General features: G+C 51.3%; 24 protein-coding genes and 1 pseudogene. 5 read left to right on the top strand and 20 right to left on the bottom strand.

Annotated elements, in window-relative coordinates; all coding sequences use genetic code 11:
• Positions 1–54: 54 nt before the first annotated feature.
• Complete coding sequence (ampC, locus tag PGH32_RS17725; protein ID WP_337894712.1) at positions 55–1,200, bottom strand: CMY2/MIR/ACT/EC family class C beta-lactamase; 1,146 nt, start codon at positions 1,198–1,200, stop codon at positions 55–57.
• A gap of 131 nt (positions 1,201–1,331) precedes the next feature.
• Between ampC and ampR the strand changes: the two are divergent.
• Positions 1,332–2,209 (top strand): annotated as a pseudogene (gene ampR / locus PGH32_RS17720) (LysR family transcriptional regulator AmpR).
• 47 nt (positions 2,210–2,256) lie between these two features.
• Here ampR and PGH32_RS17715 read toward each other — a convergent pair.
• The 4 genes from PGH32_RS17715 to PGH32_RS17700 form a co-directional block, all read right to left on the bottom strand.
• The gene (locus tag PGH32_RS17715) at positions 2,257–3,051 is read right to left on the bottom strand and encodes an amino acid ABC transporter ATP-binding protein (RefSeq protein ID WP_337894711.1); all 795 of its coding nucleotides are present in this window, start codon (positions 3,049–3,051) and stop codon (positions 2,257–2,259) included.
• 18 nt (positions 3,052–3,069) lie between these two features.
• Positions 3,070–4,005, bottom strand: a complete 936-nt coding sequence (locus tag PGH32_RS17710; RefSeq protein WP_337894710.1) for an amino acid ABC transporter permease — start codon at positions 4,003–4,005, stop codon at positions 3,070–3,072.
• A gap of 118 nt (positions 4,006–4,123) precedes the next feature.
• Entirely contained in the window at positions 4,124–4,930 is an 807-nt protein-coding gene (locus PGH32_RS17705; protein ID WP_337894709.1) for a transporter substrate-binding domain-containing protein, read from the bottom strand.
• Between the two features lie 14 nt (positions 4,931–4,944).
• Positions 4,945–6,108 (bottom strand): FAD-dependent oxidoreductase, encoded by a 1,164-nt coding sequence (locus PGH32_RS17700; protein WP_337894708.1) that lies wholly within the window; start codon positions 6,106–6,108, stop codon positions 4,945–4,947.
• Positions 6,109–7,492: 1,384 nt separating this feature from the next.
• Between PGH32_RS17700 and PGH32_RS17695 the strand changes: the two genes are divergently transcribed.
• The 4 genes from PGH32_RS17695 (at position 7,493) to PGH32_RS17680 (ending at position 12,616) form a co-directional block, all read left to right on the top strand.
• A complete protein-coding gene (locus PGH32_RS17695; protein ID WP_314424287.1) occupies positions 7,493–8,254 on the top strand; it encodes a hypothetical protein in 762 nt (253 codons plus the stop codon).
• 69 nt (positions 8,255–8,323) lie between these two features.
• Complete coding sequence (locus tag PGH32_RS17690; RefSeq protein WP_337894707.1) at positions 8,324–8,848, top strand: CS1 type fimbrial major subunit; 525 nt, start codon at positions 8,324–8,326, stop codon at positions 8,846–8,848.
• Between the two features lie 154 nt (positions 8,849–9,002).
• Entirely contained in the window at positions 9,003–11,348 is a 2,346-nt protein-coding gene (locus PGH32_RS17685) for a TcfC E-set like domain-containing protein (protein ID WP_337894871.1), read from the top strand.
• Positions 11,345–12,616: a hypothetical protein gene (locus PGH32_RS17680; protein WP_337894706.1), complete on the top strand. Its 1,272-nt coding sequence runs from the start codon at positions 11,345–11,347 to the stop codon at positions 12,614–12,616. Before PGH32_RS17685 ends, PGH32_RS17680 begins: the two co-directional genes overlap by 4 nt.
• 787 nt (positions 12,617–13,403) lie before the next feature.
• Here the strand turns inward: PGH32_RS17680 and PGH32_RS17675 are convergent.
• The 15 genes from PGH32_RS17675 to PGH32_RS17605 all read right to left on the bottom strand — a co-directional run bounded on the left by PGH32_RS17675 (position 13,404) and on the right by PGH32_RS17605 (position 23,729).
• On the bottom strand, positions 13,404–13,820 hold the full coding sequence (locus tag PGH32_RS17675) for a hypothetical protein (RefSeq protein WP_337894705.1): 417 nt from the start codon (positions 13,818–13,820) through the stop codon (positions 13,404–13,406).
• 59 nt (positions 13,821–13,879) lie between these two features.
• Positions 13,880–14,803, bottom strand: a complete 924-nt coding sequence (locus PGH32_RS17670; protein ID WP_337894704.1) for a helix-turn-helix domain-containing protein — start codon at positions 14,801–14,803, stop codon at positions 13,880–13,882.
• Between the two features lie 462 nt (positions 14,804–15,265).
• Positions 15,266–16,273, bottom strand: coding sequence for a restriction endonuclease (locus PGH32_RS17665; RefSeq protein WP_004108748.1), 1,008 nt, complete (start codon positions 16,271–16,273; stop codon positions 15,266–15,268).
• A 263-nt stretch (positions 16,274–16,536) separates the two neighbouring features.
• A complete protein-coding gene (locus tag PGH32_RS17660) occupies positions 16,537–16,878 on the bottom strand; it encodes a TA system toxin CbtA family protein (protein ID WP_337894703.1) in 342 nt (113 codons plus the stop codon).
• 20 nt (positions 16,879–16,898) lie between these two features.
• Positions 16,899–17,240, bottom strand: coding sequence for a type IV toxin-antitoxin system YeeU family antitoxin (locus PGH32_RS17655; protein WP_021530984.1), 342 nt, complete (start codon positions 17,238–17,240; stop codon positions 16,899–16,901).
• A 10-nt stretch (positions 17,241–17,250) separates the two neighbouring features.
• Positions 17,251–17,793 (bottom strand): RadC family protein, encoded by a 543-nt coding sequence (radC, locus tag PGH32_RS17650; protein ID WP_025123634.1) that lies wholly within the window; start codon positions 17,791–17,793, stop codon positions 17,251–17,253.
• Between the two features lie 12 nt (positions 17,794–17,805).
• Positions 17,806–18,246: an antirestriction protein gene (locus PGH32_RS17645; RefSeq protein ID WP_337894702.1), complete on the bottom strand. Its 441-nt coding sequence runs from the start codon at positions 18,244–18,246 to the stop codon at positions 17,806–17,808.
• Between the two features lie 30 nt (positions 18,247–18,276).
• Positions 18,277–19,098: a DUF932 domain-containing protein gene (locus PGH32_RS17640; RefSeq protein WP_337894701.1), complete on the bottom strand. Its 822-nt coding sequence runs from the start codon at positions 19,096–19,098 to the stop codon at positions 18,277–18,279.
• A 98-nt stretch (positions 19,099–19,196) separates the two neighbouring features.
• A complete protein-coding gene (locus PGH32_RS17635) occupies positions 19,197–19,427 on the bottom strand; it encodes a DUF905 domain-containing protein (RefSeq protein ID WP_025122555.1) in 231 nt (76 codons plus the stop codon).
• A gap of 71 nt (positions 19,428–19,498) precedes the next feature.
• The gene (locus PGH32_RS17630; RefSeq protein ID WP_025122556.1) at positions 19,499–19,948 is read right to left on the bottom strand and encodes an IrmA family protein; all 450 of its coding nucleotides are present in this window, start codon (positions 19,946–19,948) and stop codon (positions 19,499–19,501) included.
• Positions 19,945–20,397 (bottom strand): YfjS/YafY family lipoprotein, encoded by a 453-nt coding sequence (locus PGH32_RS17625; RefSeq protein WP_337894700.1) that lies wholly within the window; start codon positions 20,395–20,397, stop codon positions 19,945–19,947. Before PGH32_RS17625 ends, PGH32_RS17630 begins: the two co-directional genes overlap by 4 nt.
• A 14-nt stretch (positions 20,398–20,411) precedes the next feature.
• Complete coding sequence (locus tag PGH32_RS17620; RefSeq protein ID WP_025122558.1) at positions 20,412–20,981, bottom strand: hypothetical protein; 570 nt, start codon at positions 20,979–20,981, stop codon at positions 20,412–20,414.
• Entirely contained in the window at positions 20,981–21,685 is a 705-nt protein-coding gene (locus tag PGH32_RS17615) for a WYL domain-containing protein (RefSeq protein ID WP_025122559.1), read from the bottom strand. Before PGH32_RS17615 ends, PGH32_RS17620 begins: the two co-directional genes overlap by 1 nt.
• 199 nt (positions 21,686–21,884) lie before the next feature.
• The gene (locus PGH32_RS17610) at positions 21,885–22,760 is read right to left on the bottom strand and encodes a GTPase family protein (RefSeq protein WP_337894699.1); all 876 of its coding nucleotides are present in this window, start codon (positions 22,758–22,760) and stop codon (positions 21,885–21,887) included.
• Between the two features lie 84 nt (positions 22,761–22,844).
• On the bottom strand, positions 22,845–23,729 hold the full coding sequence (locus PGH32_RS17605) for a hypothetical protein (protein WP_337894698.1): 885 nt from the start codon (positions 23,727–23,729) through the stop codon (positions 22,845–22,847).
• Positions 23,730–24,086 lie beyond the last annotated feature (357 nt).

Below are 24,086 nucleotides of genomic sequence, written 5' to 3'. Positions count from 1 at the left end.
TCAGGCGACCAACCGCATGGAATGCATCAACCTGCCGATGCAGGCTGAAAAAGGTTACTCCAGCGCCGACAGAATCCGGTAAGCCGCCTCTACCCTGAGCGGGTTGGGATAGCTTTTGTTCGCCAGCATCACAATGCCGATATCCTTCTGCGGGATAAACGCCACGTAGCTACCAAATCCACCGGTGGACCCGGTTTTATGTACCCAGGAAGCCTGCTGACGCGGTGCGGGAGGCGCGATCTCCGTAGCCTTCATTGGGGCCAGCGCGACCTTATTGTCGCTGCCGTCCACCACGACTTTTTCCTTTAGCGGCCAGTTCAGCATCTCCCAGCCCAGCCCCTGATACATCTCCCCGACCTGCCAGTAGCGCGACTGCGCCAGCGCGATGCCTTTTTGCAGCGACGCATCGGCTACCTTCTCCGGCTGCATATTGACCTGTACCCAGCGGGCCATATCTTCAATCGAGGTTTTCACGCCGTAGGCTTCCGCCTCCAGCATGCCCGGCGAGACGCGGACCGCCTTCCCGTTCCGGTAGCCCCAGGCGTAGTGTTGGGCTTCGCCTGCCGGCACCTGATACCAGGTATGCTTCAGCGCTAGCGGCTGCAGTACCCGGCTGTTCATCGCCTGCTCAAAGCCCATGCCCGACGGCTTCACCGCCAGCGCGCCGAACAGGCCGATGCTGGCGTTGGCATACAGGCGCTTTTCCCCCGGCGCCCACTCCGGCTGCCAGGACTGGTAATACTTTTGCAGCGCGGCTGCGTCGGTAACGCTATCCGGTACCTGCAGCGGCAGGCCGCCGGCGGTATAGGTCGCCAGATGCAGCAGCTTTATCCCCTGCCACTGCTTGCCGGACAGCGCAGGCCAGTATTTGCTGGCCGGATCGCTGAGGCTGATTTCCCCACGGGCAATCGCATCGCCGCCCAGCACGCCGGTGAAAGTTTTACTCACCGAACCCAGCTCAAACAGGGTTTCCTGCGTGACCGGCTTCTTCCCCGCCACGTCCGCCAGACCCCAGGTGAAGTAATGGGGCTTACCCTGATAAATCACCGCCACCGCCATCCCCGGGATCGCCTGGTCCTTGATTAACGGCGCGATGGTGCGGTTAACCACCTCGGCCAGCTGCGCGTCCGTGGTCGGTGCGGCCATGGTACTGCCTGATATGGTGAGCAACAGTGCGGCGCTGAGCGCATTCTTTAGCATAACTTTCGTCCTTAACGGTGAATAAACGGGATATCCGTAGCCATCAGATGCGCCAAGTCTGCGGGAATTGACTGGGGGTGACAAACGGTTAAATTGAGCATCAGCCTTGAGTTTTTCTAACGGATAATCACATGACACGCAGCTACCTGCCGCTGAATGCACTACGCGCTTTTGAAGCCGCCGCCCGGCATCTGAGCTTTAAGAACGCGGCCATTGAGCTGAACGTTACGCACTCGGCCGTCAGCCAGCACGTTAAAGCGCTGGAGCAGCATCTGCACTGCCCGCTTTTCGTGCGGGTTTCCCGCGGGCTGACGCTGACCCCCGCCGGGGAAAATCTGCTGCCGGTGCTGAATGACGCTTTGGATCGTATTGCCGGGGCGCTGGACAGCTTCACCACCCAGCAGCCCCGGGAGAAGCTGAAGGTCGGCGTGGTCGGAACGTTCGCTACCGGCTTTCTGCTCAGCCGCCTGAACGATTCCACCAGCGTTTTCCGCATATCGATTTACAGCTTTCCACCCACAATAACCGCGTGGATCCGGCGGCCGAAGGGCTGGATTTTACCATACGCTTCGGCAACGGCGCCTGGCACGGCACCGAGGCGGCATTCTTGTGCAGGGCGTCGCTCACCCCCCTGTGCCTGCCCGCGCTGGCGGCTCAGTTGCACAAACCGGCCGACCTCGCCCGCTTTACGCTGCTGCGCTCCTACCGCCCCGACGAATGGTCGGTGTGGATGAAAGCGGCAGGCGGGCCGCCGCTTTCCCCCACCCATCCGATGATTGTGTTTGATTCTTCGGTGACCATGCTGGAAGCCGCGCTGAGCGGCGTGGGGATAGCGATAGCCCCGGTGGAGATGTTCAGCCATCTGCTGGCCAGCGGGCAGGTGCTCCAGCCGTTTACCACCACCATCGCATCAGGAAGCTACTGGCTGACGCGGCTGCAGTCGCGACCGGTGACCAGGGCGATGCGGGAGTTTTCGACCTGGCTGGGGGTTGCCGCATCCCCGACGTGACACAGCCTCGGGTCAGGGGGATCCCCGGCATGATGACGGGATGTTGGTTACGGGGCCATCTGCTGCAGAAAGGCTCGGGTACGCGGCTGCCGGGGGGCATCCAGCACCTGCTGCGGCGTGCCGTACTCCACGATATGTCCCTTATCGAGAAACGCAACATGGCTGGCGACCCGGCGGGCAAACTGCATTTCATGGGTGGCGACAACCATCGTAATGCCGCTCTCGGCAAGATCGGTCATCACCGCCAGCACTTCATTGACCAGCTCCGGATCGAGCGCGCTGGTCGGTTCATCAAACAGGATCAGGCTCGGCTCTCGCGCCAGCGCACGGGCAATGGCCACCCGCTGCTGTTGCCCACCGGATAACGAGGATGGCCAGGCATCGGCTTTATGCGCCAGACCGACTCGCTCAAGCAGCTCACGCGCTTTTTTTTCGGCCAGATGCCCCTGCCCCAGTAAACGTGGCGCCAGCGTAATATTCTGCAGCACGGTGAGATGGGGAAACAGGTTAAACTGTTGAAATACAAAACCGATGCGGTCGCGTTGCTGACGCCTGGTTCTCTCCGAAGCGGCATACAGATGCGCCCCTTTTTCCACAAGGCCCAGCGGCGAATCGTTGAAAAAGATCACCCCACCGTCCGGCTGCTCCAGCGTGGCCAGCAAGCGCAATAGCGTACTCTTACCCGACCCTGACGGCCCGATTAAGCACAGCACTTCTCCAGCGATAATGTCCAGGTCGATATGCTGTAACACCACATTCTCGCTGTAGCGTTTATGCAGTCGGCGCGCACGCAGCACGGCATTTTCCGGGTTTTCAACGGCGTTTTGGCAGGGGTCACTCATCGCTGATGCCCTGCAAATTTATCGGTGATGGTAGCCACGGCCATAATAACGTTCGCTCCAGTGCTGAAATAATGAGAGTAAGGACGTCACCGCCACATACCAGAAGGTCGCCACCAGTAATAGCGGGATGATTTTGTAGTTACGGTTGTAAATAAGCTGCGCGGAGTAAAGCAATTCCGTTACCGCCACCACACTGATGATCGATGTCCCCTTCAGGTTATCGATCAGGAAATTGCCCAGCGCGGGAATAATCGTCCGCAGCGACTGCGGAAAGGTGATGTGAAAAAAGATTTTCACCGGTGACAGCCCCAGCATGGTGGCGGCCTCTTTCTGCCCCTGGGGTACCGCCAGCAGGCCGCCGCGAATAAATTCCGCGGAATACGCCATGCCGTGCAGGGTTAAACCTAAAATCGCGGCGCCGATTGCGCTGATTACATCATTGGTTGCCACACTGAACCAGGGCGTGGCTCCCGGCAGGCCGATGGTCAGACGCGGAACCAGATAGCCCAGGTTGAACCAGAACAGCAGCTGTACCAGCAGCGGCGTGGCGCGGAACAGCCAGATGTAGCTCCAGGCCAGCAGTGACACCACCGGATTACGCGACAGCCGCATCAGCGCGATCCCCACGCCAAACAGCACGCTCAGCAGCGTGACCAGCGCCGTCAGCCATAAGGTGGTCCACAGCCCTTGCAGGATCTGCCTGTCAAATAAGTAGTGTGCAACCAGCGGCCAGTCAAAGGCGGGATTTTCCGCCGCCTGCCAGACAAAAAACAACAGGATGGCGCTCACCAGCAGCGCTGAGATCTGCCGCTGCCAGCGGCGAGGCTGGCGCACTCCCTGATGCCGCTCCCGGTCGGTGATACGCTCAAACGCGCTGTTCTGCGGGGATACCCTCGCCGGAACGATGGCGGCCTGATTCTCTGGCAGTTGATCCGCCGTATTTAATCTGTTCATTACACTCGTGATGTTCCCGGTGACAGAATTGAAAAAGGCATGAAGCACCGCGTGAGATCCTGCCGGGCTTCATGCCGGGCGAGCGTCCTCTGCCAGGCCGCACGCCGCGAAGCGTTAATCAGCGCGCCGGGTTGATCACCACGGTTTTTAACGCGACGCTCTGTACGCCATATTTCTGCAGAATTTTCAGGTAGCTGCCGTCCGCAATTAAGGCGTTTATCGCCTCTGCCCATGCCGCCGCATTGCCCTGCGCCTTATTAACGGAGAAGCCGGATTGCCCGCTGTTAAACACCGGGCCGGTCACCCGCCAGCTGGGATCTTTTTTCACAATCCATCCTGATTCACCGGTATAAACCGGGGTCAGCTCAGCCTGACCACTTTTTACGGCCAGCCATGCCGCCGAGCGGGAAGGAAAGATAGCCACCTTAAGCGCGGGTTTGCCCTGTTGCTCACAGGCGGCCACCTGCTGATTCAGCACCTCAATCGTCGACTGCCCCGCCAGCGCCGCCACCGAGTGACCGCACAGTGAGGAAAGCTCCGACGACAGCGTGACCGGACCGTCGCTGCGGGTGATAAAGGAGTAGCCGGCATCGATAAGCGGGACGATATCCACCACCTGCTGCCGTGCTACCGTGGCATCGGTGCCCAGCGCCAGGTCATAGCGCTGGCTCTGCAGGCCGGGAATAAAGGTATCGAACGTACCGTTCTTCACCTCCAGCTTCGCCCCCAGCTTTTGCGCCGCCGCCGCGACGATATCGTAGAAATAGCCGCTGTTGTCGCCTTTATCATCGACAAACGCCACCGGTTCGTAATCATTCTGCATAATGCCATGCAGCTGCTTGCCCTCTAACTCAGTGGTTAAGGGGGCAGCTACTGCACCGTATGTCAGGCTGCCCAGTACGGCAGCCAGTAAGATTTTTTTCATGGGTTTCCTGGATTTTAACGAGAGTATGCAGCCAAAGGCTCGGCGAACTGCCGAACCGGAGAAAACAGGGGCCAGTCGCGCTCAAGCCGGATGTCACCGGCCATCGCCTGTGCCAGCAGCTCGCCCAGCGCCGGCGCCATTTTGAAGCCGTGTCCCGACAGGCCGATGCCGACGAACACATGCGGATGGCTGGGCAGCTCACCCAGCAGCGGCGCCTGATCGAAGGTGTAAGCTTCCGGCCACGTACCGCCGCCGACGATGGTGCGGTGCGCACCGTTAACCGCCTCCGCAATATGGCCGTCGATGCGCGCATAGAGCGTGGGCGTGAGGCTGTCGCTTGCCTCTGTCGCGACCAGCTGCGCGTCGTGCTCTTCATTGAACTCCGCATCACCGATGAAAAACTTAAAGTTTTTGCCATCTGGCAGCGGCTGGGTATTCCACATTGCCCGCCCGGCAGAGACCCGCATCGTCGGCGGGAACGAGACGCTGTCAAAGCCCTCCGCCTTCCCGATATGGAAACTCACGCCCAGCCGGCGCGATTTAACCGGCAGCTCGGGAAGCAGCGTTTTGCTCCATGCCCCGGTGGTGACCACCACCCGGTCAAACTGGCGTACCTCGCCGTTAATCGTCAGCGATACCTGCCCGCCCTGCGCGGTTATCGCGCTGACAACCGTGTGCTCATGCACTTTCGCGCCCAGCGCTTCCGCCTGCGCGGCCGACGCGAGGAGCAGCTCATGGGTCAGCAAGATCCCGCCGGCAGGATCGAAGATGCCCTCTTCATCGGCATCAACATTAAGTCGGGGAAAACGCTGGTTAACGTCCTGACGCGTGAGGCGTTCATAGGGCAGCGCCTGCTGCCGGGCAGATTTTTCCACCGCCTGAAACCAGGGGCTGTCTGGCGTGCCGAGAGTTAAAAATCCGCCGCCATAAAATAGCTGCGTCTGCTGTTCCTGCTCCAGCTGCTGCCAGAGTTCGCTGGCTCTCAGCAGTAAGGAGGTGTAGGCGGCTCCCTCGCCGTAAATCAGCCGGTGCTGTCGCGTTTTTCCACCGGATGCGCCGATATCGTTACCCACGCGGAACTGTTCAAAACCTTCTACGGCAAAACCTTTACGCGACAGCGCGAGTAAGGTGGCGCAGCCAACTGCGCCTAAGCCCACAACGGCAATCTTCATTGTCATTATTACAGCACCTTCGAGAGAGCGGTGGGTAACCGGGTGAAATGGGATAATCAGTTGAATGCGGGGATCCGTATTAACAGGATAATTATCCTGCTCTTTATAAAAGGGCGAGTAAAAGAACAAATCTGAAAAAGCTAATGCGCAAAAAATAATAATGGCTCGGTTAATGCCTGACACGTGGGGTATTGATGGATCTAAAGATCATCAACACTTTAGCAGAGACATAGCATGCGAAGGCCATCAGATGACCTGCGGTAAATATGCGGGTCGATTCCGTATCGTGGGTGGACTTGAAAACGACGACATACACGGCAAAAGGATTTCAATGGGGGGAGTGCCAAAATTCAATAAGCTGCTGCCGACTCCGCTGCCGTTGCAGGCTCAACATCTCCATGCTCAGGCTTTACAGTAGGCGGCTCATTGGGGAGCACTTACGATGATAAATAAAAAGTTTTGAATTAGGTGAGTCAGCATAATCACGATCTGATTTATTTACCTGACATCCAATTTGGATGCGTATCAAATGACAGGGTAACAAGAGAATACACTGACATACTTAACGACAGGACGATTACTCTGCGTATGGCCCCGTTGACAGGACACCAGATCATCGCCGTACTAAAATCATGGAACGTCGGGATTAACCTGCATCGCTGAGGTCCCGGGCGGGAAAAACAGTTGCTTAGTTAAAAAAATAAAAAATTTAAGTTAAAAATACGTTACCAACCTAAACAAACCCTAAACGAGAACACAGGTTGAAATGTTCTCTTTTTTTATTGCCCACTGCTTTGTGGGCTTTTTTAACATCTCGTTTAATTACCATTATCTATAAAAAACGCTTACTCATTGAACTATAGGTGTTTTTTAACTTATCTCTCTTTCTTCACTTTGACGCGAAAAATGACTAATGGGAATTTAACTAACTTTAATTAGTTTTAATGATAATTGTTAATAAATTGATAAATATTGACGTACATTTCAATTTGTAGATAATTAAGTCCAGTTATTTACTGTAGAAAACTATCCACTGGTGAATTGATATATACTGATTCCTTACTGTGTCATGGCCTGAGCCAACGCTTTCAGGTGAAAGCGAAATATTATAACTAATCTTATATCCGCAGCCGATTTTATTGGGCGTTCCCGGCTGCGTGCTCTGTCGGCACGCTGATATCTGGCGAAATTGGTCTGACGCAGCGGAGTTGCTTTTAATTTTAAAATCACCCATGGCGAGTTTGAAAAAATTCATTCTGCCAGTGATGCCTGCTGTTGGAAAAAAATCATTACTAAATTTATTTACCGTTCATCCGGTGGCGTAGCTTCACCCGCTGTCGGATGCTGAATCATTAACCAGATTAATTTCTGAGAAAAGTGAATCATATTTATGAAACTATTTAAGTGCATTTCAGGTTTTGCCAGCGCCTGCATTTTTTCTTTTGCTGCTATGTCACCGGCAACCGCCACGCCGGTTATTGGCATCGGCAGTATGTACGATGTCCTGATGCCGGACACGCAGAATATGACCAAGCGCATTTACAATACCGGCGATTCTACGGCGTTCGTCCGCGTTGAGATACTGGAAGTGAATCCGGGTATTAAAAACGCACAGGAAGAATCACCGCAAAAAGAGTTAAGCGGCAACAGCCTGGAGAAAAACAGACTGATAGTGACGCCTCTGCGCCTTATTATTCCACCGGGTGGTTTTCAGGCAGTACGCATTCTCTGGCCCGGCGAGCGGGATAAAGAAAGGTACTTTCGCGTCCGATTCACCCCTGTCATGCCGGAAGAAAGTGACGGCTTCGGGCTGAGTAAAAATGCAGCCAGTGAATATCGTAAAACGACGCTGAGAGCCGGGCTGAATGTCCTGACCGGTTACGGCACGATTGTTATTGTCCAGCCCGGAAAACCGGTGTTTAACACCGTGATGGATAGTGCCTCCGCAGCTGAAGTCAGGGTCAGAAACAACGGTAACGCCACGATATCTCTGGATAACATCCGGCAATGCAAATCCGCTAATACGGACTGCAGCACCGCGACCCGGGAATTTATTCTTCCTGGACGCACATATATCGTGAAAAAGAAGGCCGGATTTAAAACAAATTTCACTCTCATTGAGGGAAACAACAAACGGGAATTGGAGTATTAACACCCGGAACTAACGTTAAGTATTAACTTAACAACTCATGGATTATTTCAACTCTTAAGGATTTTTAAAATGAAACGCAATCTGTCTGCTCTGAATAAAGCGCTGGTCACTGCACTGGTTTCCTGTGCGGTTCTGGGGGGCACAGCAGCCCATGCCGCTGACTCCCAGAGCTACACCATCAACCTGTCAGCCGAGGTACCGACCGACAGCTTCCATGTTATTCCGGTGGATTCAGGCTGGATCGATCGGACACAGAACATGGGTTACGACATCGCAACCCAAAAACTTCAGACCTTTGAAAAACAGTTCCAGTACAAAAATACGGCAGGGGCTATCCAGGCCACTCTGACCGGTAACCTGAGCGCTGACGGTAAACCACAGCTGTCTAACGGTTCGGATATCATCCCGCTGGCGGTGACGTTTAACAATGTCGCACTCAGCAAAACGGCAACCACCGTGGTCAGCGAAGATGCAGCCAAAACCGGCGGACGTACTGCACTGAAAATTATGCAGGATGATGAAGCCTCCCTGACCGTTAGCGGTTCATTCACCGGCAGCGTGGCAATGATTTTTGAACCCGCTATCGACAAATAAAGTGAACGGTAAGGCAACGTTATAAAAACACCTGTTTTTGACTGACGGAGGCTGTCACAGGATTGTGGCAGCTTTTTTTATGAAAAAATGTCTTCTTGCTCTGACTTTGTTACCGCTGATAGCGCCTGTTGAGGCCAGGGCACAGGCCGTGAATATGCACGGCCTGCCCCAGGACTTCAGGCAGTATTTCTACGACGCCGAGCTTGTGGTGCAGGTTTACCTTAACGATGCCCGCTTATTTGATGCAGTCATTTCCCTGAAAGAGGACGGGAACGTTCGCCTGCTTCGCACATTTGATGATGCAGCGGATTCGGACCCGGATGCGCGTACGCTCTGGGCGGGCATTCTGGCGCAGGGCGTTCCGACGGGAAAATGCGAGAAAAACTGCCCTTCCGGCCTGATGGAACTTCAGTACAGACTGGATAACTCTGCGCTGAAAATTTATACCGCAGACTACGAAACGGCCCGGATCGGCAGCGCATACATAGATATGCAGGAGGACACGCCAGGTGGGGTGATTATGTACAATGATGCGTCATTAACCCACGCGGCATCCACACGAAACTGGGGAATTAATTCCTCCGTAACCACCTCATTTGCGGGCTGGAGCCAGAAAGCCTCCTTTCAGTCCTCGGGATCGGCGGGAAGATATCACTACAGCAATTCCAGCCTGTATGAGTTGTTCACCCAGAAAGAACTTAGCGGCAGCTTTTTCCGGCTGGGTTTTTTCTCCCCTGACAGTGATACGGGCAACGTGCAGGCTTCCGGTTTTGGCTACGATACCGTTATCGGAGCCATGTGGGGAACCTCTGATGCGCTGCTGACAGGGACAGACAACGTCAGCGCCTGGCCGGTTTATGTCACCGGTCGTAATCAGTCCGTCGCCGAAGTCTGGCGTGAGGGACGGCTTATCCGTACCCAGCAGCTGCAGGCCGGCGTACAGGCCCTGGACACGCGTCAGCTGCCGGGAGGTATCTACGACATCACGATCAAAATTATCGAAAACGGTCAGACGGTAGATACGCAGCAGGCACAGATTTACAAGCCCCAGGGCTGGGGTAACCCGAACCGGCGCTGGCGGACAAATATCTGGAGTGGCCTGCGCAAAATGCTGACGACCGGCAATGCCACGTCGAGAGAGGGGAACCCGGTTGCTGCCGGTGGCGGCATAGAATTACTGGCACATCCCCGAGCCATTCTCGGGATTGGCGGCGCGGTAGCAGAAAAAGAGCATCAGGTCAGGACGCGGGCCAACATTACCCTTTCGCCGAATGACACGCTTTTCGCGCAGTACTCGCAGGGCAGAACAGAGTATCAGGCAGAGCGGAATACCGACATCCGCTACTACCGCAATATTCCCGGCGGCGGGTCAGCCAGTCTGTTCTGGCGCTCGACCACCGCAGATATTTACGGCCGCATCACGTCATCACGTCAGCAGGGCGATACCTGGGGCAGCAGCCTGGCATTGCGGCTGCCGTGGTCAACATCGCTGATCGTTAACGGGCAGTATATGAAAACCGCCTGGCGTAAAGGCGTGGGTACGGACATCTCGGTGACCACGCTGGCCAACCTGGCGGGGCGAGAAATGAATTTCAGACTCAGTGCGTACGATACTCCCGGATTTAACAGCCGTCGTCGCAACTACGGTCTGTCTTTTGGCGTGAGTATCTCGCTTGCCCCCGCGGCCCGCCACTCAATTTCCGCGGAAACCGGCATGAACCAGAATCAGAGTTATTCCAGCCTGGCTTATCAGTGGCAGCCCGGGGATGACGGGATTATCCGCTCGCTGGGGAGCAGCGTATCGTACAGCCCCGGGAATACCGTCATCAGCGGTAACGCTACCGTAGATACGCCATCCGTCAGCGGTGATGCCTATCTGCAACACAATACGCAGGGCCGTTCAAACACCGCCGGCGGCAACCTGAGCCAGGTTCTGGTTATGGGCGGTGGCAAGGCGGTATCCGTAAACGGAAATACCAGCCGCGGCATGGAATCAGCGCTGATTGTTGACGTGGATTCGGATGCTGATACCGCCGGCATCATTGCCTCCGGTTCTATGAGCGAAACGCGCCTGAAGCCGGGCCGCAACATCGTTCCGGCAGAGCTGTGGAAAAAGAACACGGTGCAGTTTTCGGCCAGCGGAGGGGAAAACGTGCAGGTATTCCCGACGCAGGAAAACATACAGATGAGGCGCGGCAGCGTGAAGTACATCAAGGTGACGGCAGTGAAAACCTTCACCATTGTGGGAATGTTGCTGGACGAACGCGGAAACGTGCTGAAAAACCGCTACGTAAGCAGCGACGTTGCCGGCAGCGTTATTAATGCCGAGGGCGTGCTGACGCTGGACTCCGGCACCGCAAACCGCACCCTGACCGTCAGAGAGGATAAAGGACAGCCGGCGCTGAGCTGTGGGCTGCCCGCAGCAATGGATAACGGTAATAAAGTGCAGTTTATCAGCGCCGTAAGGTGTGGTCCCCCCCGTAAAGGAGAGAAAAAATGAAGAACCCCTTAACCCTGCTGGCGAGCATGATGCTGGCGGCAGGGAGCCTGACGGCGACAGCGGCCAGCCTGGATATCACGGCATTTTATGCCCCATCCGCGACGAATCCGGAAAATAACAGTTTCACCATCACCACGCCGGAGGCCGGGTTTTGTAAAAGCTGGCCTATATATTGTACGGGTGACGCAAAAAGTGTCGATATCAAAAATTTAACGCTTAAGGGAAATGGCATACTCAGGGCTTCCGATTCAACGCCAAAAAATAATTTTTTTTTAAGCCTTCCGAAAAATACACCGGTAACGCTGGTTAATTCAACGAGCGGGCAGACCATTCAGGCTAAATTTGAGATAACACATTTTCACGCCGCCTGGACCCAACTTACCGGCGGTGGCGTGAAAGGTTGGGAGAATGGATCCTTTGTTTATCCCTCAAAGAACACCACCTGCTACAGTGCTAACGGTAGTTCATCAGTAGGTAGCGGGGATGGCTCTTCGAACACAACGTACAGATGGGGCTGGACGGTCAGTGGGGGAAATTGTTTTAAACTAAATACCCTGGCAAGCCGGGATATATCATCCTCAAAGCTTAAAGATATAATTATTCGATATAAGTTAATCACGGTCAGCCCGTTACTGCTTGAACCCGGTGAATATACAGGTTACGTAGACTGGTCCATCGGGCCTGACGGGAATATCAGTTTTGGCAACAAATGGGATGCGTCCGACTCGATGCTGAGAGTCAATTTCTCCCTGAACGTTAATCACGAGCTTAAACTCACCACCACGGCAGAGGATCAGCAGGTTTCCCTGCAGCCCTGCGCTTCCGGGAAAGTATGCTCGGCGGATGAGGGCGCTGCCAACTGGGAACGCTGGATGATTACCCGCATCACGCCGGAGCTAAGCGGCAGAAGCCGTTTCAACCTTACCAGCTCCGGCGCTTTCACGGTTTACGTACAGTGTGAACATCAAAGCGGCCAGGACTGCGCACTGAGAAGCGATAACACCCCCTCACAAACGGTCCCCGTGCAGAGCCTGCTGACGCTGCCGCAAAACATTCTGGATGTATCAACTGGCTCAACGGTATCTAAAAGACGGCTGGCCACGAGTAAGGATCTGAATAAGAACATTTTTGTATCTAATTCATACGGTCAGAACCGGGCAGGTCATATTGATTTTCTGGTCAGTCAGAAAGACGTAGATACCATGCTGAAAACCCGCCCTGATACTTACCGGGGAGCCGTGACGGTGATTATTGACCCTAAACTTTGATGAGGGTTTTTTGGTCAGGGTCACACCGACCAGATACAAGCGGCAGTTTGAGAGAAGTTAGTGTTAGTTATGAAGCCCTCGGAAAAGATGTTGCCATAGAGAAAAATACTTAGAAAAATTCAGTTTTGTAGTGTAATACGCAAAATAATACCTGCTATGAGGGCTATCGCAATTGACACAGAATAAAGAAAAGCACTCTGGGTTGTATGATGCAGTGGCATACCGTAATCCTTAGCCAGAAAGAGTGTAGAACTCTTTTCATCAGAATTTTCTCCCATTCACCCAAGCTGTGATATTCAGACTTCAATCCATAGTTGACGACGTGAAACAAAAATTATTTTTTCCTTAAGCAGGCAGGAATGGAGTATCCCTACCTGGCGCGTGTTACTGGCTGGATATCTTCGATGCCACGTTTTACGCGGGGCAAGAAATAACGCAGTGTTTCGCCTTTAGAGCAGAAAGTCCTGGGTCAGGAATGTCTTAACTAAAGTGAGTTAACGGTGCTGAAAAGTGTCCGGTACAGACTCAAGGCCTGGTGCATTAATAAAAAATAATTTTCTCCAATTATTATGTACTAAGCTGGATAATGCAGAATTATTTAACCGAAAACATTCTGACAACCAGAATATTTAGTCAGACTGAAGTCGATTATGCTTGAATCGCGTTCAAGCCAGGATAAAGGTAGTTGTTGAATCGCACAATTCAACTAGAAGTTACCCTACTGGCGTAAACGATTTCTATCCCATGGAGATAAATTATCGAATTCACCGAAAAATCACAGACTAAATCACCTATATGAAAGAGAAGAGATCACAACCCACCCCAGCTTATTTATACATTCCGAGTTTAAAATCTGCACCTCTTTCATTACTGTACCAATGTTATCCTCCGACTTTCCTGTGAGTTTAACTTCATCACCTTCAATACCATAGCAAAAAATCTTATTCTTTTCTGCTGCAGCAAAAATTTCTGGCACAGATAAAATCGGCGTACTTTTATTTAAAACAAGAACTTTTGGCTGTATATCACCTCTACCGTTATTCACATTAATAGTTGAGTTATTCCCTCCCAAAACGACATTTCCACTGCCTTCAATATGCTGGCTTACTTCAGCACTATTTGAATATGGCGTCATTGTATAAATGGTCACTAAAAAACCTAAAACTGTGCAAATTGAAGCAAGCACCCCTATTTTATTAAACATAACACCTCCTTAAATTAACCATATCGTCGTAAGCAAAACTAAGAACAGTCAAAAACAAATCATTCACTTATATCCAACTTTTTCATTATAGCCGGAAGAACTTGATGAATCATTCTCATCCCTACCAGAAGTTCATTCATATACACATCAGGATGAAGTCGAGAACGGTTAATTCCTAAACTTTCCGCTTCAGCTTCACAACCCAGGGCATCCGAGGAGCTATAGATAAGATTATGTAACTCAGCCTTCAGAGGAACACCGGCCCTAAAAGCACACTCTTTTACATGATCAATCCAACGTTCATATTGCATTGACACGGTTCGTTTAAATTTCCCGTAATTGAATGCTATTTCATCATCACAATCTATTTTACATGCTGCCAGAGAAAGTAAATTATATTCAATCTCAGAAACTATATCATAATCCATACCAATAACTTCATTCATAACAATATCTTCGACATAGGCTGCATAAAAACCATAAACATCATTAAATGAAAAGAATATTTTTGAAATAATTTCTGAAATTGGATTTTCATAAATGAGTTCAAATTTTGACTCATTATCATCTTCCTCATCAAGCTCATACACCACATCAAGCTCAGTTGGAAATGACTGAGGGATGGACACCCCCATTTCTTTTAGTATACGAAATATGCTGATTACAAGCTCTTCGTTATCTTCCGTAAGTGGAATGGTGTTATACCCAGTTTCTGCACTTTCAGCAGCGTTGTAAGCCAAAAACTCAACTAAACGACACCATTTTTCAGCATTTTCCAATGACCCACACATCAAGATTAATTCAGGATCATAATGCCTGATGCCTGTGACCTTCCTGAACCTAGTTTCCATGTCTTCAGAAAGGTGGTCACCCTTTTTCCATTTACTAATTTGCGTTGTGGAAACTCCAAGCTTTTCAGCCAGCTCTTTTTGTGTGCATGCCAGAACCTTCAGTGCCAGCTGTACAAAAGCCACACTTTCCATTTACACCTCGATATTTAGTAAATAAACAAAATAAAACAGTAAATTCAAAATATCAGATATAGTAAATAAATTGAACAAGCCTTACGCAAAATCGTTAAACATGCGATTTTATCGCTCTGCATCAGCCTTACGAAATTTATAAAAATATTTAATATCAATTAGATAGATATAAAAACAGACTAAGGAAGACAAGGAAGACAAGGAAGACAAGGAAAAAATTGGCCGGTTCAAAAACAAAAAAAGCCACCTCGCGGTAGCTTTAATTTTCATACTCAATCTATGGTGCGAAGGCCGGACTCGAATTTCACGCCTAATATACTGATATCAATGTATTTTATAAGCAGGAATAAATGGTTATACCCGCACTTGTACCCACAAGTCAAAATCCGTACAAAAAATAGACATTTCGAATGGGTATAAAGCCATACCAGTAGAACACCGATATGGCAGTCAACGCAAGATTCAGGCAGGCAGGAACGTTTTCTTCAGAGGCACCAAAAGTTTAGTCTCGATATCAACTTGTTCGTAGTTCTCAATAAGCGCACGGACGAGATCATCAAGTGTCCAGAGCGTCAGTGGTATTGTCGAACGGTCGGCTTCATATCGAGCATCTTTCGTAAAACCCCCTGTACTAACATAAAGCCCGCGATCGTCTTTATGGCGACCGCCGATAAAGCTGCGTATCTGTTGGCTTCCCATCTGTTCCCTGCGGTGCTTTACTTCAACGATGATACGCGGATTTTCAAAACCGAACCCATCAGGTGAAGCAATGATGTCTTTACCCCGATCGGCTCCCGCAGGTGAGACCTGCGTTTTATAGCCCATACTGCGTAAAACTCCGGCAACAAGATTTTGCATCTCATCCCAGTCAAGAGAGTTGATACGATCTTTGATACCCTCAAACGCCAGCATTTCCATGTCGCGAAGCGGATCAGAAACAACCTCATCTTCATCCATCGCAATTGGATTCTGAGTAATTACATCTGCAGTGGGTTTCTTATCCTGCAAAAGCTCTTCTAGCGCATATTCTGGAAGCTGGAAAACCGTCAGCGTAGAACCTAATGTATTTTTGGTAGCAACAGACAGTCTATCGCGGTCAATTTCTTGAGTATTCCATTTAACCTGTCGAGCGATTCCCATCCCCTCTTCTACCCATTCAGGGTGGTACTGGAAATCAGATGTAACCTTACCTAGCAGATAAGTACGGTTGGCTGGCGAATAGGTAATAACCCAATCACCCTTTTGGATCTCATTCACAAAACGCCAGACCTGCGATGCACCAGAACGCGCAGTTCCCAGCTTTGTTAAGGGATCTGCCTCCTGGTATAAGGCGAGTAACTGGGCTCGGGACAGGCCGGGTTTGACTAATGGAGCCAGCTGAGACCAACCGATGCCTACAATTTGCTTATCGCGAAAATCGTCATAGAGCTTGCCGCCGTCACCACGGATCATCCACATTCTGTTGCCCATACCCGTCCCTTCATGAGGAAAAGAAATTATGCTGGATCATAAGCTTGTTCGTAGTATGCGTCAAAACCATCAACAACGACGGCCCAGCATTCCCGGATTGTGCTTACGATAATGTGCCCAGTTAAAGTTACAGCTTCAATTTGCATGATATTTCGTCCATATAAGTAAAAGCACCAACCAGCATCGGCAGGTGCTTTTTGGAATGAGTAAATTAAATAAGTAAGGAAAGCTGCAGTGTGAATCAGGAAGGCTATTCCCAATGTTCACCGTGCCGCGCTAATACGATTTCTTTTCAATAAACCTGTTGCCTGTCGCGCCCGCAGAATATCGACTGCCCGCAGATATGGGGACTGTTCTTGCCAGTCGAATCCCCTGCGATCAATACGAACCAGCACGTACTTTTCCACCAGAAAATTAACGGCATCGGCCAAAGATACACCGGCATCGATATGTTCCTGAATTACCGTTTCATCACTGAATGGCGTGTCGTTGAGTATCAGGCCATAATGTTGTTCCAGCAGGCGTGCAAGCAGCATTTGCCAGACAGCCACGGGCGACAGACATAGCTTCGCCGCCTGCGGATTTGTTGCAGGTAGAGTTTTCATATTTGCTCTTGTGAAAGTAGTTAACGATGGGTGGAGTAAACGGCGATGTATACGTAGCCGCAACTGCCAAGGGTATCGGCTTCGCAGGTGAAACCATTGTGGTACAGGGTGACACAGTGGGCATGGCGAGGATTCATTTCACCAGTAGTCAGCATCGATTCCATCTGGCTGATAAAATGCGGGAATGCCACATCCAGCTTAAGACATTCTGCTTCGCTGAACTTACCGGTGATACTGGCCCGGTCAGCAAGATAGTGCAGCCGGTTTCCCTCCTGTACCAGACGAGCGCCAAAGCAAGGTGTCACATTACGATTCAGACCCCACTTGAGAAATGAATCGTTCTCTGAGTCAGTAGATTTCATTGCAGTACCCTCATATCCAGCCTCGCTCTGCAAAAGACACAATTCCATCTGATCCGATAACCAGATGATCGAGAGTGTTCACATCAACCAGTGCCAGCGCTTCTTTAAGCCTGCCCGTAATGTTGCGGTCACATTGGCTGGGCTCCGGGTCACCGGATGGATGGTTATGCGCCAGCACGACAGCTGCAGCATTGAAGCGAAGCGCTGATTTCACTACCTCTCGAGGATGGACCTGGACATGGTTAATCGAACCGGCAAATAGTGTTTCACTCTCCAGTAAACGGTGCTGGTTATCGAGATAGAGCACCATAAACACTTCCCGCTCCTGTCCGGCCAGCTGTAGCCGAAGCCAGTCACGAGCAGCAGTACTGGAGGTAAAGGATTTGCCGGGCTGACGCAGATATTTATCCAGTAGATTGATAGCGCGGCGAATGGTGCGTTGGGCATAGGGGGTTAATCCGGATGTCGCGGGAAGCAGGCAACCATGCTGGGCCATAACCGTCAGTTGGAAAAGTTCAGGCTGTGATGACATCGGGGATAATGCGGTACTCATGTCGGGTATTCCTCAGTCGATTAGATGCATAATGGCGCTGCATTCCGGATGGTTTAGCGCAAAGTCACGTAAGCGATAATAGTGTTCAGTCGTCGCATCACACTCGGTGCGACAAGCGTGGTGGCTGTATGCCATCAGGCAGACAGCTATACCGGCAGCCTCTCCGCTCATCTCCGCATCGTTGCCATTCATCGGGTTGAACAACGTCCATTTCTCACCGTCAGGCTCCGGAGCCATAAATGCGCCGCTATTGCTGAGTGTGTAAAAGCTCCAGACGCCGCCGCTGTAATCAGCGCACAGGCGATCCATCCAGCCGAAGATTTGGGGCTCAAGGGTTATCCATTGTGGTATGGAGCCAAAGTGCTGCGGCCAGAAGCCGATGCGTAGCTCGTCAGGGACCACTGAGGCCGTGATTGCTGTCTGCTCAGCGAACTGAAGGTTTTGTGTATCCATCAAACTATCTCCTTATGCCGGAACGATTGTTTAACGCCCGAAAAATTCGAGCATGTTTTCTGCCATAACCCACAGGGCGCGATTGAGCTTCACATCGCCATCAATACCGGTAACAGCACGGGTGCGGCTGCTTTTCCCCTGAGCGGTTCGCCCTGACAATCCACCTTTCATCAGGTTCTCCTGCACGCGCTGGTAGACAGTCCACAGATCATCACTGTAGTCCTCCCGACGACGCGGGGTCAGCAACTGCGATACCGTGACCGGCTGGTGGTCCTCACCAAATCGATACTTCAGTGCGGCATTTGCCAGCGCGTGACGGACCGGGGCTGGCAGCGCCAGCGACTGCATTGCATCGCGTTTCTCATCCACACGGTCAAACACGCCGAGTACTTCGTAAGCCCCCTCAATTACCTTCTCGACGACATTGCCTTTATGCGGTACCCGCACTTCGCCGAATGACTGACCGCAGACCAGGCCGTTGGTACAGACGCCTCGAAACAGCCCTGGCAGCATCTGGTAGCTTGATGAGCCGTCATGGCTGTTAAGCAGAATGATTTCCGGTACCTGTTGCCCGGACAGTTGCCCGGCACGACGCAGGCGAAGCATGTGTTTGGTGTGCTCCCGCTTGCTCTGGTCCCGAACCTTTGTCTGGCAGGCAAAGAACGGCTCAAAGCCTTCACGCTGCAGGCTTTCGAGGATGGTGATGGTTGGGATGTAGGTGTAACGGTCTGAACGAGATTCATGCTTGTCACTCCCGAACACGCTGGGGACATGACTCATCAGCTCTTCGTGGGTCAGAGGCCGGTCACGGCGTATCTGGTTTATACGGCCAAAGCGGCTGGCTAATCGCATGGATAACTCCTTATACAGTGGGTAAAAATACAAAAGGCCACACTTCCCGAAGGAGGTGTGGCCTGACTTTGTTTATATCGGTGATGTGCTGGTGGTGGTTATGCAGGAAATTTGCGGATGCCATAACGAGTGATATACCGGTTCAGCCAGTAACCGGCATCCGGCTCAAAGTTCCAGGCTCGCCAGACCATGCAACGCTCATGACGGATAACCAGACGGAAATGTGTCCCCTGGTCGTCCTCTATAGCAACGTTGGAATATTGAGAGGCAACCGCCTCCGCCTGCTGGCGCGTAAACGGTCCATCAGGCAATTCAGTGAGTTCAGTCATACAGGCTCCTTAAAACAAAAAGCCCCTGTGGCATAAGCGACAGGGGCTGAATCAAGCGGGCAATCAAGCAGCTAGGATGCCTTACCACCGACAACCGTGACTTGTACCGGCCGGTAGTACTTCGGGTCGAAAACGGACAGTGGCAGGTCAATCTGATAACCATTACGCTCTTCCGTTGCCTTCATGATTTCGACGGAGCTGACGTTTTCCACGCATTCGTTCTCCAGCGAGGCCTCCTGAGAGCGAGTGGCATCGCTGTCGCCAAATGCAGCCACCGCCATATCCCCCATTGCCAGCGTGTTCCCCCCTTTATCTTTCAGACGCAGGGAAAGTGTCAAAGGCCCGACCCCTACACCACTTCCGCCGTTGTCCAGGCGAAACTGCCAGACGCAGACATTACCCGGCACCCAGACCATGTCGGTGTTGCGGATACTGATGTAACGCTGTTCTTCGGCCTGAGCAGGTGACAGCAGACAGAGGCTCAGAGCGAAAACTGAGATAACGCCTTTCAGCTTCATCATGGATTTTTCTCCTGATTCTCCGGCAGATAGAGTTTCCCCATTTCCTTGCCATCGTGCGAATACACCACTGATTTTTCACCCGTGTAGCTGTCGGTCTCAATCCTGAAGCTCAGAGTGATATTGTCGGCAAGGCACAGGGCTGCTATCAGCGGCTGCACCGTTTTCTGCTGCATGTCAGCAATGTAGTAATAATTACCTGACTCACAGCCTTCCGGCGACTGACGGGTTTTCATCACCGTGTATTGCGGTGTACCAAAGGCATCCTTTTTTACCCATTCCTGGGCAATATCGGATTTATGCGACACAATCTTGCTGAACGGTGGCGGAGCCAGGTCCTTAAACCGGGCTATCGTTTTCACGCCAGCATCTTCCTTGCTGTCGCAGCCAGAGACTCCCATGGCACCGATAACTGTCAGAGCGGCAAGCACAGGTGGATACAATTTCTTCATGGTGCAGATTCCTTTCAGCAGTTGCCGGTGCGTCGGCACAACTCTGCCAGACTCTGTTGGGCTACCCACTGCTGCAGTTTCTGCTCTGAGGCAGAACGCTTCGCCGCCAGGGCAGCCTGCTGCTGTTTGTTAACACAATTTTCCGGGAATGCAGCAAGCACCTGGTTGCTGTGAGGTTCGTCAGCCAGCTCCAGCTGATACTGGGTGTCGATGATAGTGAAGTAACACCCTTTCCCCTGGTCTTCGCCCTGGTAGACCGATGTCAGATCGGAGTAATAACCGCTGGCAGGTTTCAGATTCAGCCTGCGTACGGTATGCGTTTTCTTATCGGCGAGAAAATAAGCTCCACCTCCGCGCTGACGCAGCAGAAATTGTTTAGTCCAGGGGTAATTGCCAATGACACTGGCCTGGTAGAGCGTGTTGTTCAGCGTGTCATTGTCCATGCCATCGGCCGATTTCCAGCCATCCGCCTGCATGTACTGCCAGAATTTGACGGTACCCACGACAGTTTCGGCAGACGCCGGAAAGACAGCGCCAGCGCAGAGACTGACGGCCAGCGCCGTTGTGGTCAGTAATTTCTTCATCATGATTCCTTATGAGGTAAAAGACCGTCGCCGGTTCTGGCGAGCAGTGAGTGAAAAACGTGAAAATGGGGAAGGGCTCTGAGTAATTCCGGTTCGGCGAGAACGTTGCGAATCTGAAGGTCAGGCACGAACAGTTCCGGGTGCAAGGTAACCGCATGGATATCGTTCAGCGGAAACACCGCCACGCGATGATGATGCTCTCCAGTCAGATACCAGTGCCTGCCGCAGAGTACGAGGCGGTATGGTGCAAGCCCTGAACAGCGACAACCTTCAGCCAGCAGCGTCACACGGCGATGCTCTGATATGGCCCTGACAAGGCGTGTAAATATACCTGGCCTGGGTGGCGACAATGACTCTGCCCCTGCCCATATGAGGCAAGGAGACTCACCGGGCCCACTCAGCAGTGAGCTGACCATGTGGTTATCCATGTCAGGAAACAGGGCCTCCACACCTGACTGACGGGCAAAAGTCAGTACAGCCAGTTCACGCTGATGGCTACCTGAGAGCAGACGACAGGTGCCATCGCGATATTCCAGGTCCAGGTACATTAGTCGCTCACGAAAATCCCGGCGCAGGGTACGGATCGATACACCAAACTCAGCAGCAAGAAGGCCCATATCCAGTGTTTCGCCAGCAACAAGGCGGCTGATAATGAGGGACAGCCGAACCGCCAGCCGCTCATGGCGACGCTCAGTCTGGGACATTAGAGTTTCTCCATCCCGTTAACAGGCTGAAAATTAAGTGATTAGTGTAACGAAGGGGTCGGACAGGGTGTGGACATGGGAAGGCGTATTTTTTCAGTGCGAGAATTGCAGCTGTAATGCGCCTTTGCGCGTTGAAGGTGAATTAATCGCTCATTAATTGAGCGAGGAAAGGACAGGAAGTGTCCGTCATAAGTTGTTGTCAGAAGAAGATCCAGTCCCAGACGGCACGTGCAACGGTCACCACAGCTTCTCGCACCGTCCGAATCACAGCCCTTACAGGCGCTGGCAGAAAATATGATGACTCTACAGTGCCAATCATTTCATCCACGGCATGACCAAAGCGCTCGCGTGCCTGCTTTTTTACCGGCTCGGTGCAGAGCCTTCCGTGCAGTTGTGTTGTCAGTGGGCTGGTGGCCCGGTCAGGCAGGCTGCGCATCATCGTCTCTACCATCGCATCCAGCCCCCAACCCGTTCGGGCCGATACAACACAGACTGGATGGTGCGGCAGGAAGAGCTGCTGCACCGCGCTCCGCTTGGCCTCAATTGTCGATTGTTGGCTATGAGATGGTGTATTGCTGGTGGCATTCCACTGATGGCACGGTTCAGCCTTGTCAGCCTGATTAACCACGAACAGCACCCGATGCTGATACGCCAGCATCACCTTGCTATAGAAGTGTTCATCCACTGACAGTGCCCGGTCATCGGCTTTGATTACCCATAACACCAAATCCAGTTCGGGCAAGATCCGACGGTATAACGTGGTGTACTCCTCGTCACGTTCCTTACTTTCCCCCACTCCGGGTAAGTCGACCAATAACAGGCTGTGAGAGCCACTACTGATCCGGAAGCTCAGCACGTCGCGGGTGCAGGCTTCAACATTGCTCACAGGTGTTACCTCTCCCTGGAACAGCGCGTTACAGAGCGACGACTTACCCGCTCCGGTTTTACCCATGATGCCGATTACCGGCTCGTATTGAGTGAGACTGCGAAGACGTTCAAGGATAAGGTTGCGAAACGGGTGTGGCAGTGAAGCCAGAGGTTGCTCAAAGGCCTTAAGGCCGTCCAATTTTTGCATACGAAGATCTCAGCGTGAAAAATAACAAGCCCCGCAATCCGGTAAAGGATGCGGGTGATTCACTGAGATAATATCTGTCTGAAATTATTTGGAGTGTTCTTTAGTATTTTTACTTTTATATAGCCTAAGAATGGCACTCTCTATAATTGCGTTATTTGACATCGTATCTTTCATAGACATATCTCTCAGCATATCATGAGCTTGCTGAGAGATATTTAAACTCATTGTCACAAGCTTTTTCTCTTCTTTATTTTTATTCCTGTTTTTCTGTGTAGACCAGGCGCTCTTAAACTTCCTAATGAACAACTCGACAGAATCCGGAGAGTGCAGGCTGTTTTTTCTCCACATAAAGTAACTGGCATAGCACCACGACATTATTTCTTCAGGAGAATTACCACAAATACGTTTCAGTCCAATTGATGTATTCCCCTTTAAGTAATCCCTTAACCAGGAACAGACATCAACTTTACTGGATCTAACACCCCTAAATAAATCATGTTGATCAAGTAACCCTGCCCACTCAATACTTTTATCCTTCATAAAGTCAGACTGTGTTATATAAAATATAGGCCATTCGTCCATGCAGCGACGTATTGCATCAATTCTTACATCATGACTGGGTTGTAATGACGTAGGGGATAAAAAATCGCTATTGTATTCAGGAGTTTCTGATTTTAATTTTTCATATAATACACAAGCCAACCACAAACTTGCTCGTGGATCATTACGATACCAATCCAGTTCATTTTCTGATGGAAAGCCGCTTGTATAGCTATTATCTACTTCAGCAAGGAAATCACTAATTTTTTGCTCTGGAATATTTAATGAAATAAGATAATTGAAAACCCTCACCTGATATGCCCGGTAATCTTTATCTATTCCACCAGATTGAAAACGATAATTATTCGCAATAAGTTTATTTTCAAGATTGCGTATCTTACTACTCTCATTTCCCACTAGCTTAACCATACCGGCACCTTCCTTGATATCACTAAGTGATTTACAGTGAATCAATGACTTTTAGCATAACCCCGCGCTGTATATCAATAACTTTCATGTGTAAGATCTAGGGGGAAATGACAGTTATGTGATGTGGTTTACATATGCAAATGAGGATGATGATTTTCATTCTCTCTCCAAAGTTATACAGAAATTATTGCAGCCTTTATCAAGCCCACAATCATCTTGCATTTCTTCATTTATATTTTTAACCATTTTCACTATGCGTAACGGTTAATTTTATCTGGAGTGGAAAAATATGGCCCTAGAAATAACATCTCATTATCTTCTATCTTTGAAAAACTCCAGCATTGATACCAAGGCAGG

Origin of the sequence: Erwinia sp. SLM-02, assembly GCF_037450285.1 — a bacterium.
Lineage (GTDB): Bacteria > Pseudomonadota > Gammaproteobacteria > Enterobacterales > Enterobacteriaceae > Erwinia.
Note: the sequence above shows the minus strand (reverse complement) of the source record. Positions and strands in the feature narration are given on the sequence as shown.

Excerpts from the sequence above, each read along its gene's own strand:
- PGH32_RS17675 (WP_337894705.1), bottom strand. The coding sequence starts at position 13,820 with ATGTTTAATAAAATAGGGGTGCTTGCTTCAATTTGCACAGTTTTAGGT.
- PGH32_RS17715 (WP_337894711.1), bottom strand. The coding sequence starts at position 3,051 with ATGAGTGACCCCTGCCAAAACGCCGTTGAAAACCCGGAAAATGCCGTG.
- PGH32_RS17680 (WP_337894706.1), top strand. The coding sequence starts at position 11,345 with ATGAAGAACCCCTTAACCCTGCTGGCGAGCATGATGCTGGCGGCAGGG.
- PGH32_RS17670 (WP_337894704.1), bottom strand. The coding sequence starts at position 14,803 with ATGGAAAGTGTGGCTTTTGTACAGCTGGCACTGAAGGTTCTGGCATGC.
- PGH32_RS17705 (WP_337894709.1), bottom strand. The coding sequence starts at position 4,930 with ATGAAAAAAATCTTACTGGCTGCCGTACTGGGCAGCCTGACATACGGT.
- PGH32_RS17630 (WP_025122556.1), bottom strand. The coding sequence starts at position 19,948 with ATGATGAAGCTGAAAGGCGTTATCTCAGTTTTCGCTCTGAGCCTCTGT.
- PGH32_RS17655 (WP_021530984.1), bottom strand. The coding sequence starts at position 17,240 with ATGAAATCTACTGACTCAGAGAACGATTCATTTCTCAAGTGGGGTCTG.
- PGH32_RS17645 (WP_337894702.1), bottom strand. The coding sequence starts at position 18,246 with ATGGATACACAAAACCTTCAGTTCGCTGAGCAGACAGCAATCACGGCC.
- PGH32_RS17640 (WP_337894701.1), bottom strand. The coding sequence starts at position 19,098 with ATGCGATTAGCCAGCCGCTTTGGCCGTATAAACCAGATACGCCGTGAC.
- PGH32_RS17700 (WP_337894708.1), bottom strand. The coding sequence starts at position 6,108 with ATGACAATGAAGATTGCCGTTGTGGGCTTAGGCGCAGTTGGCTGCGCC.
- PGH32_RS17625 (WP_337894700.1), bottom strand. The coding sequence starts at position 20,397 with ATGAAGAAATTGTATCCACCTGTGCTTGCCGCTCTGACAGTTATCGGT.
- radC (WP_025123634.1), bottom strand. The coding sequence starts at position 17,793 with ATGAGTACCGCATTATCCCCGATGTCATCACAGCCTGAACTTTTCCAA.
- PGH32_RS17610 (WP_337894699.1), bottom strand. The coding sequence starts at position 22,760 with ATGCAAAAATTGGACGGCCTTAAGGCCTTTGAGCAACCTCTGGCTTCA.
- PGH32_RS17635 (WP_025122555.1), bottom strand. The coding sequence starts at position 19,427 with ATGACTGAACTCACTGAATTGCCTGATGGACCGTTTACGCGCCAGCAG.
- PGH32_RS17615 (WP_025122559.1), bottom strand. The coding sequence starts at position 21,685 with ATGTCCCAGACTGAGCGTCGCCATGAGCGGCTGGCGGTTCGGCTGTCC.
- PGH32_RS17685 (WP_337894871.1), top strand. The coding sequence starts at position 9,003 with ATGCACGGCCTGCCCCAGGACTTCAGGCAGTATTTCTACGACGCCGAG.
- PGH32_RS17710 (WP_337894710.1), bottom strand. The coding sequence starts at position 4,005 with ATGAACAGATTAAATACGGCGGATCAACTGCCAGAGAATCAGGCCGCC.
- PGH32_RS17605 (WP_337894698.1), bottom strand. The coding sequence starts at position 23,729 with ATGGTTAAGCTAGTGGGAAATGAGAGTAGTAAGATACGCAATCTTGAA.
- PGH32_RS17620 (WP_025122558.1), bottom strand. The coding sequence starts at position 20,981 with ATGAAGAAATTACTGACCACAACGGCGCTGGCCGTCAGTCTCTGCGCT.
- PGH32_RS17665 (WP_004108748.1), bottom strand. The coding sequence starts at position 16,273 with ATGGGCAACAGAATGTGGATGATCCGTGGTGACGGCGGCAAGCTCTAT.
- PGH32_RS17695 (WP_314424287.1), top strand. The coding sequence starts at position 7,493 with ATGAAACTATTTAAGTGCATTTCAGGTTTTGCCAGCGCCTGCATTTTT.
- ampC (WP_337894712.1), bottom strand. The coding sequence starts at position 1,200 with ATGCTAAAGAATGCGCTCAGCGCCGCACTGTTGCTCACCATATCAGGC.
- PGH32_RS17660 (WP_337894703.1), bottom strand. The coding sequence starts at position 16,878 with ATGAAAACTCTACCTGCAACAAATCCGCAGGCGGCGAAGCTATGTCTG.
- PGH32_RS17690 (WP_337894707.1), top strand. The coding sequence starts at position 8,324 with ATGAAACGCAATCTGTCTGCTCTGAATAAAGCGCTGGTCACTGCACTG.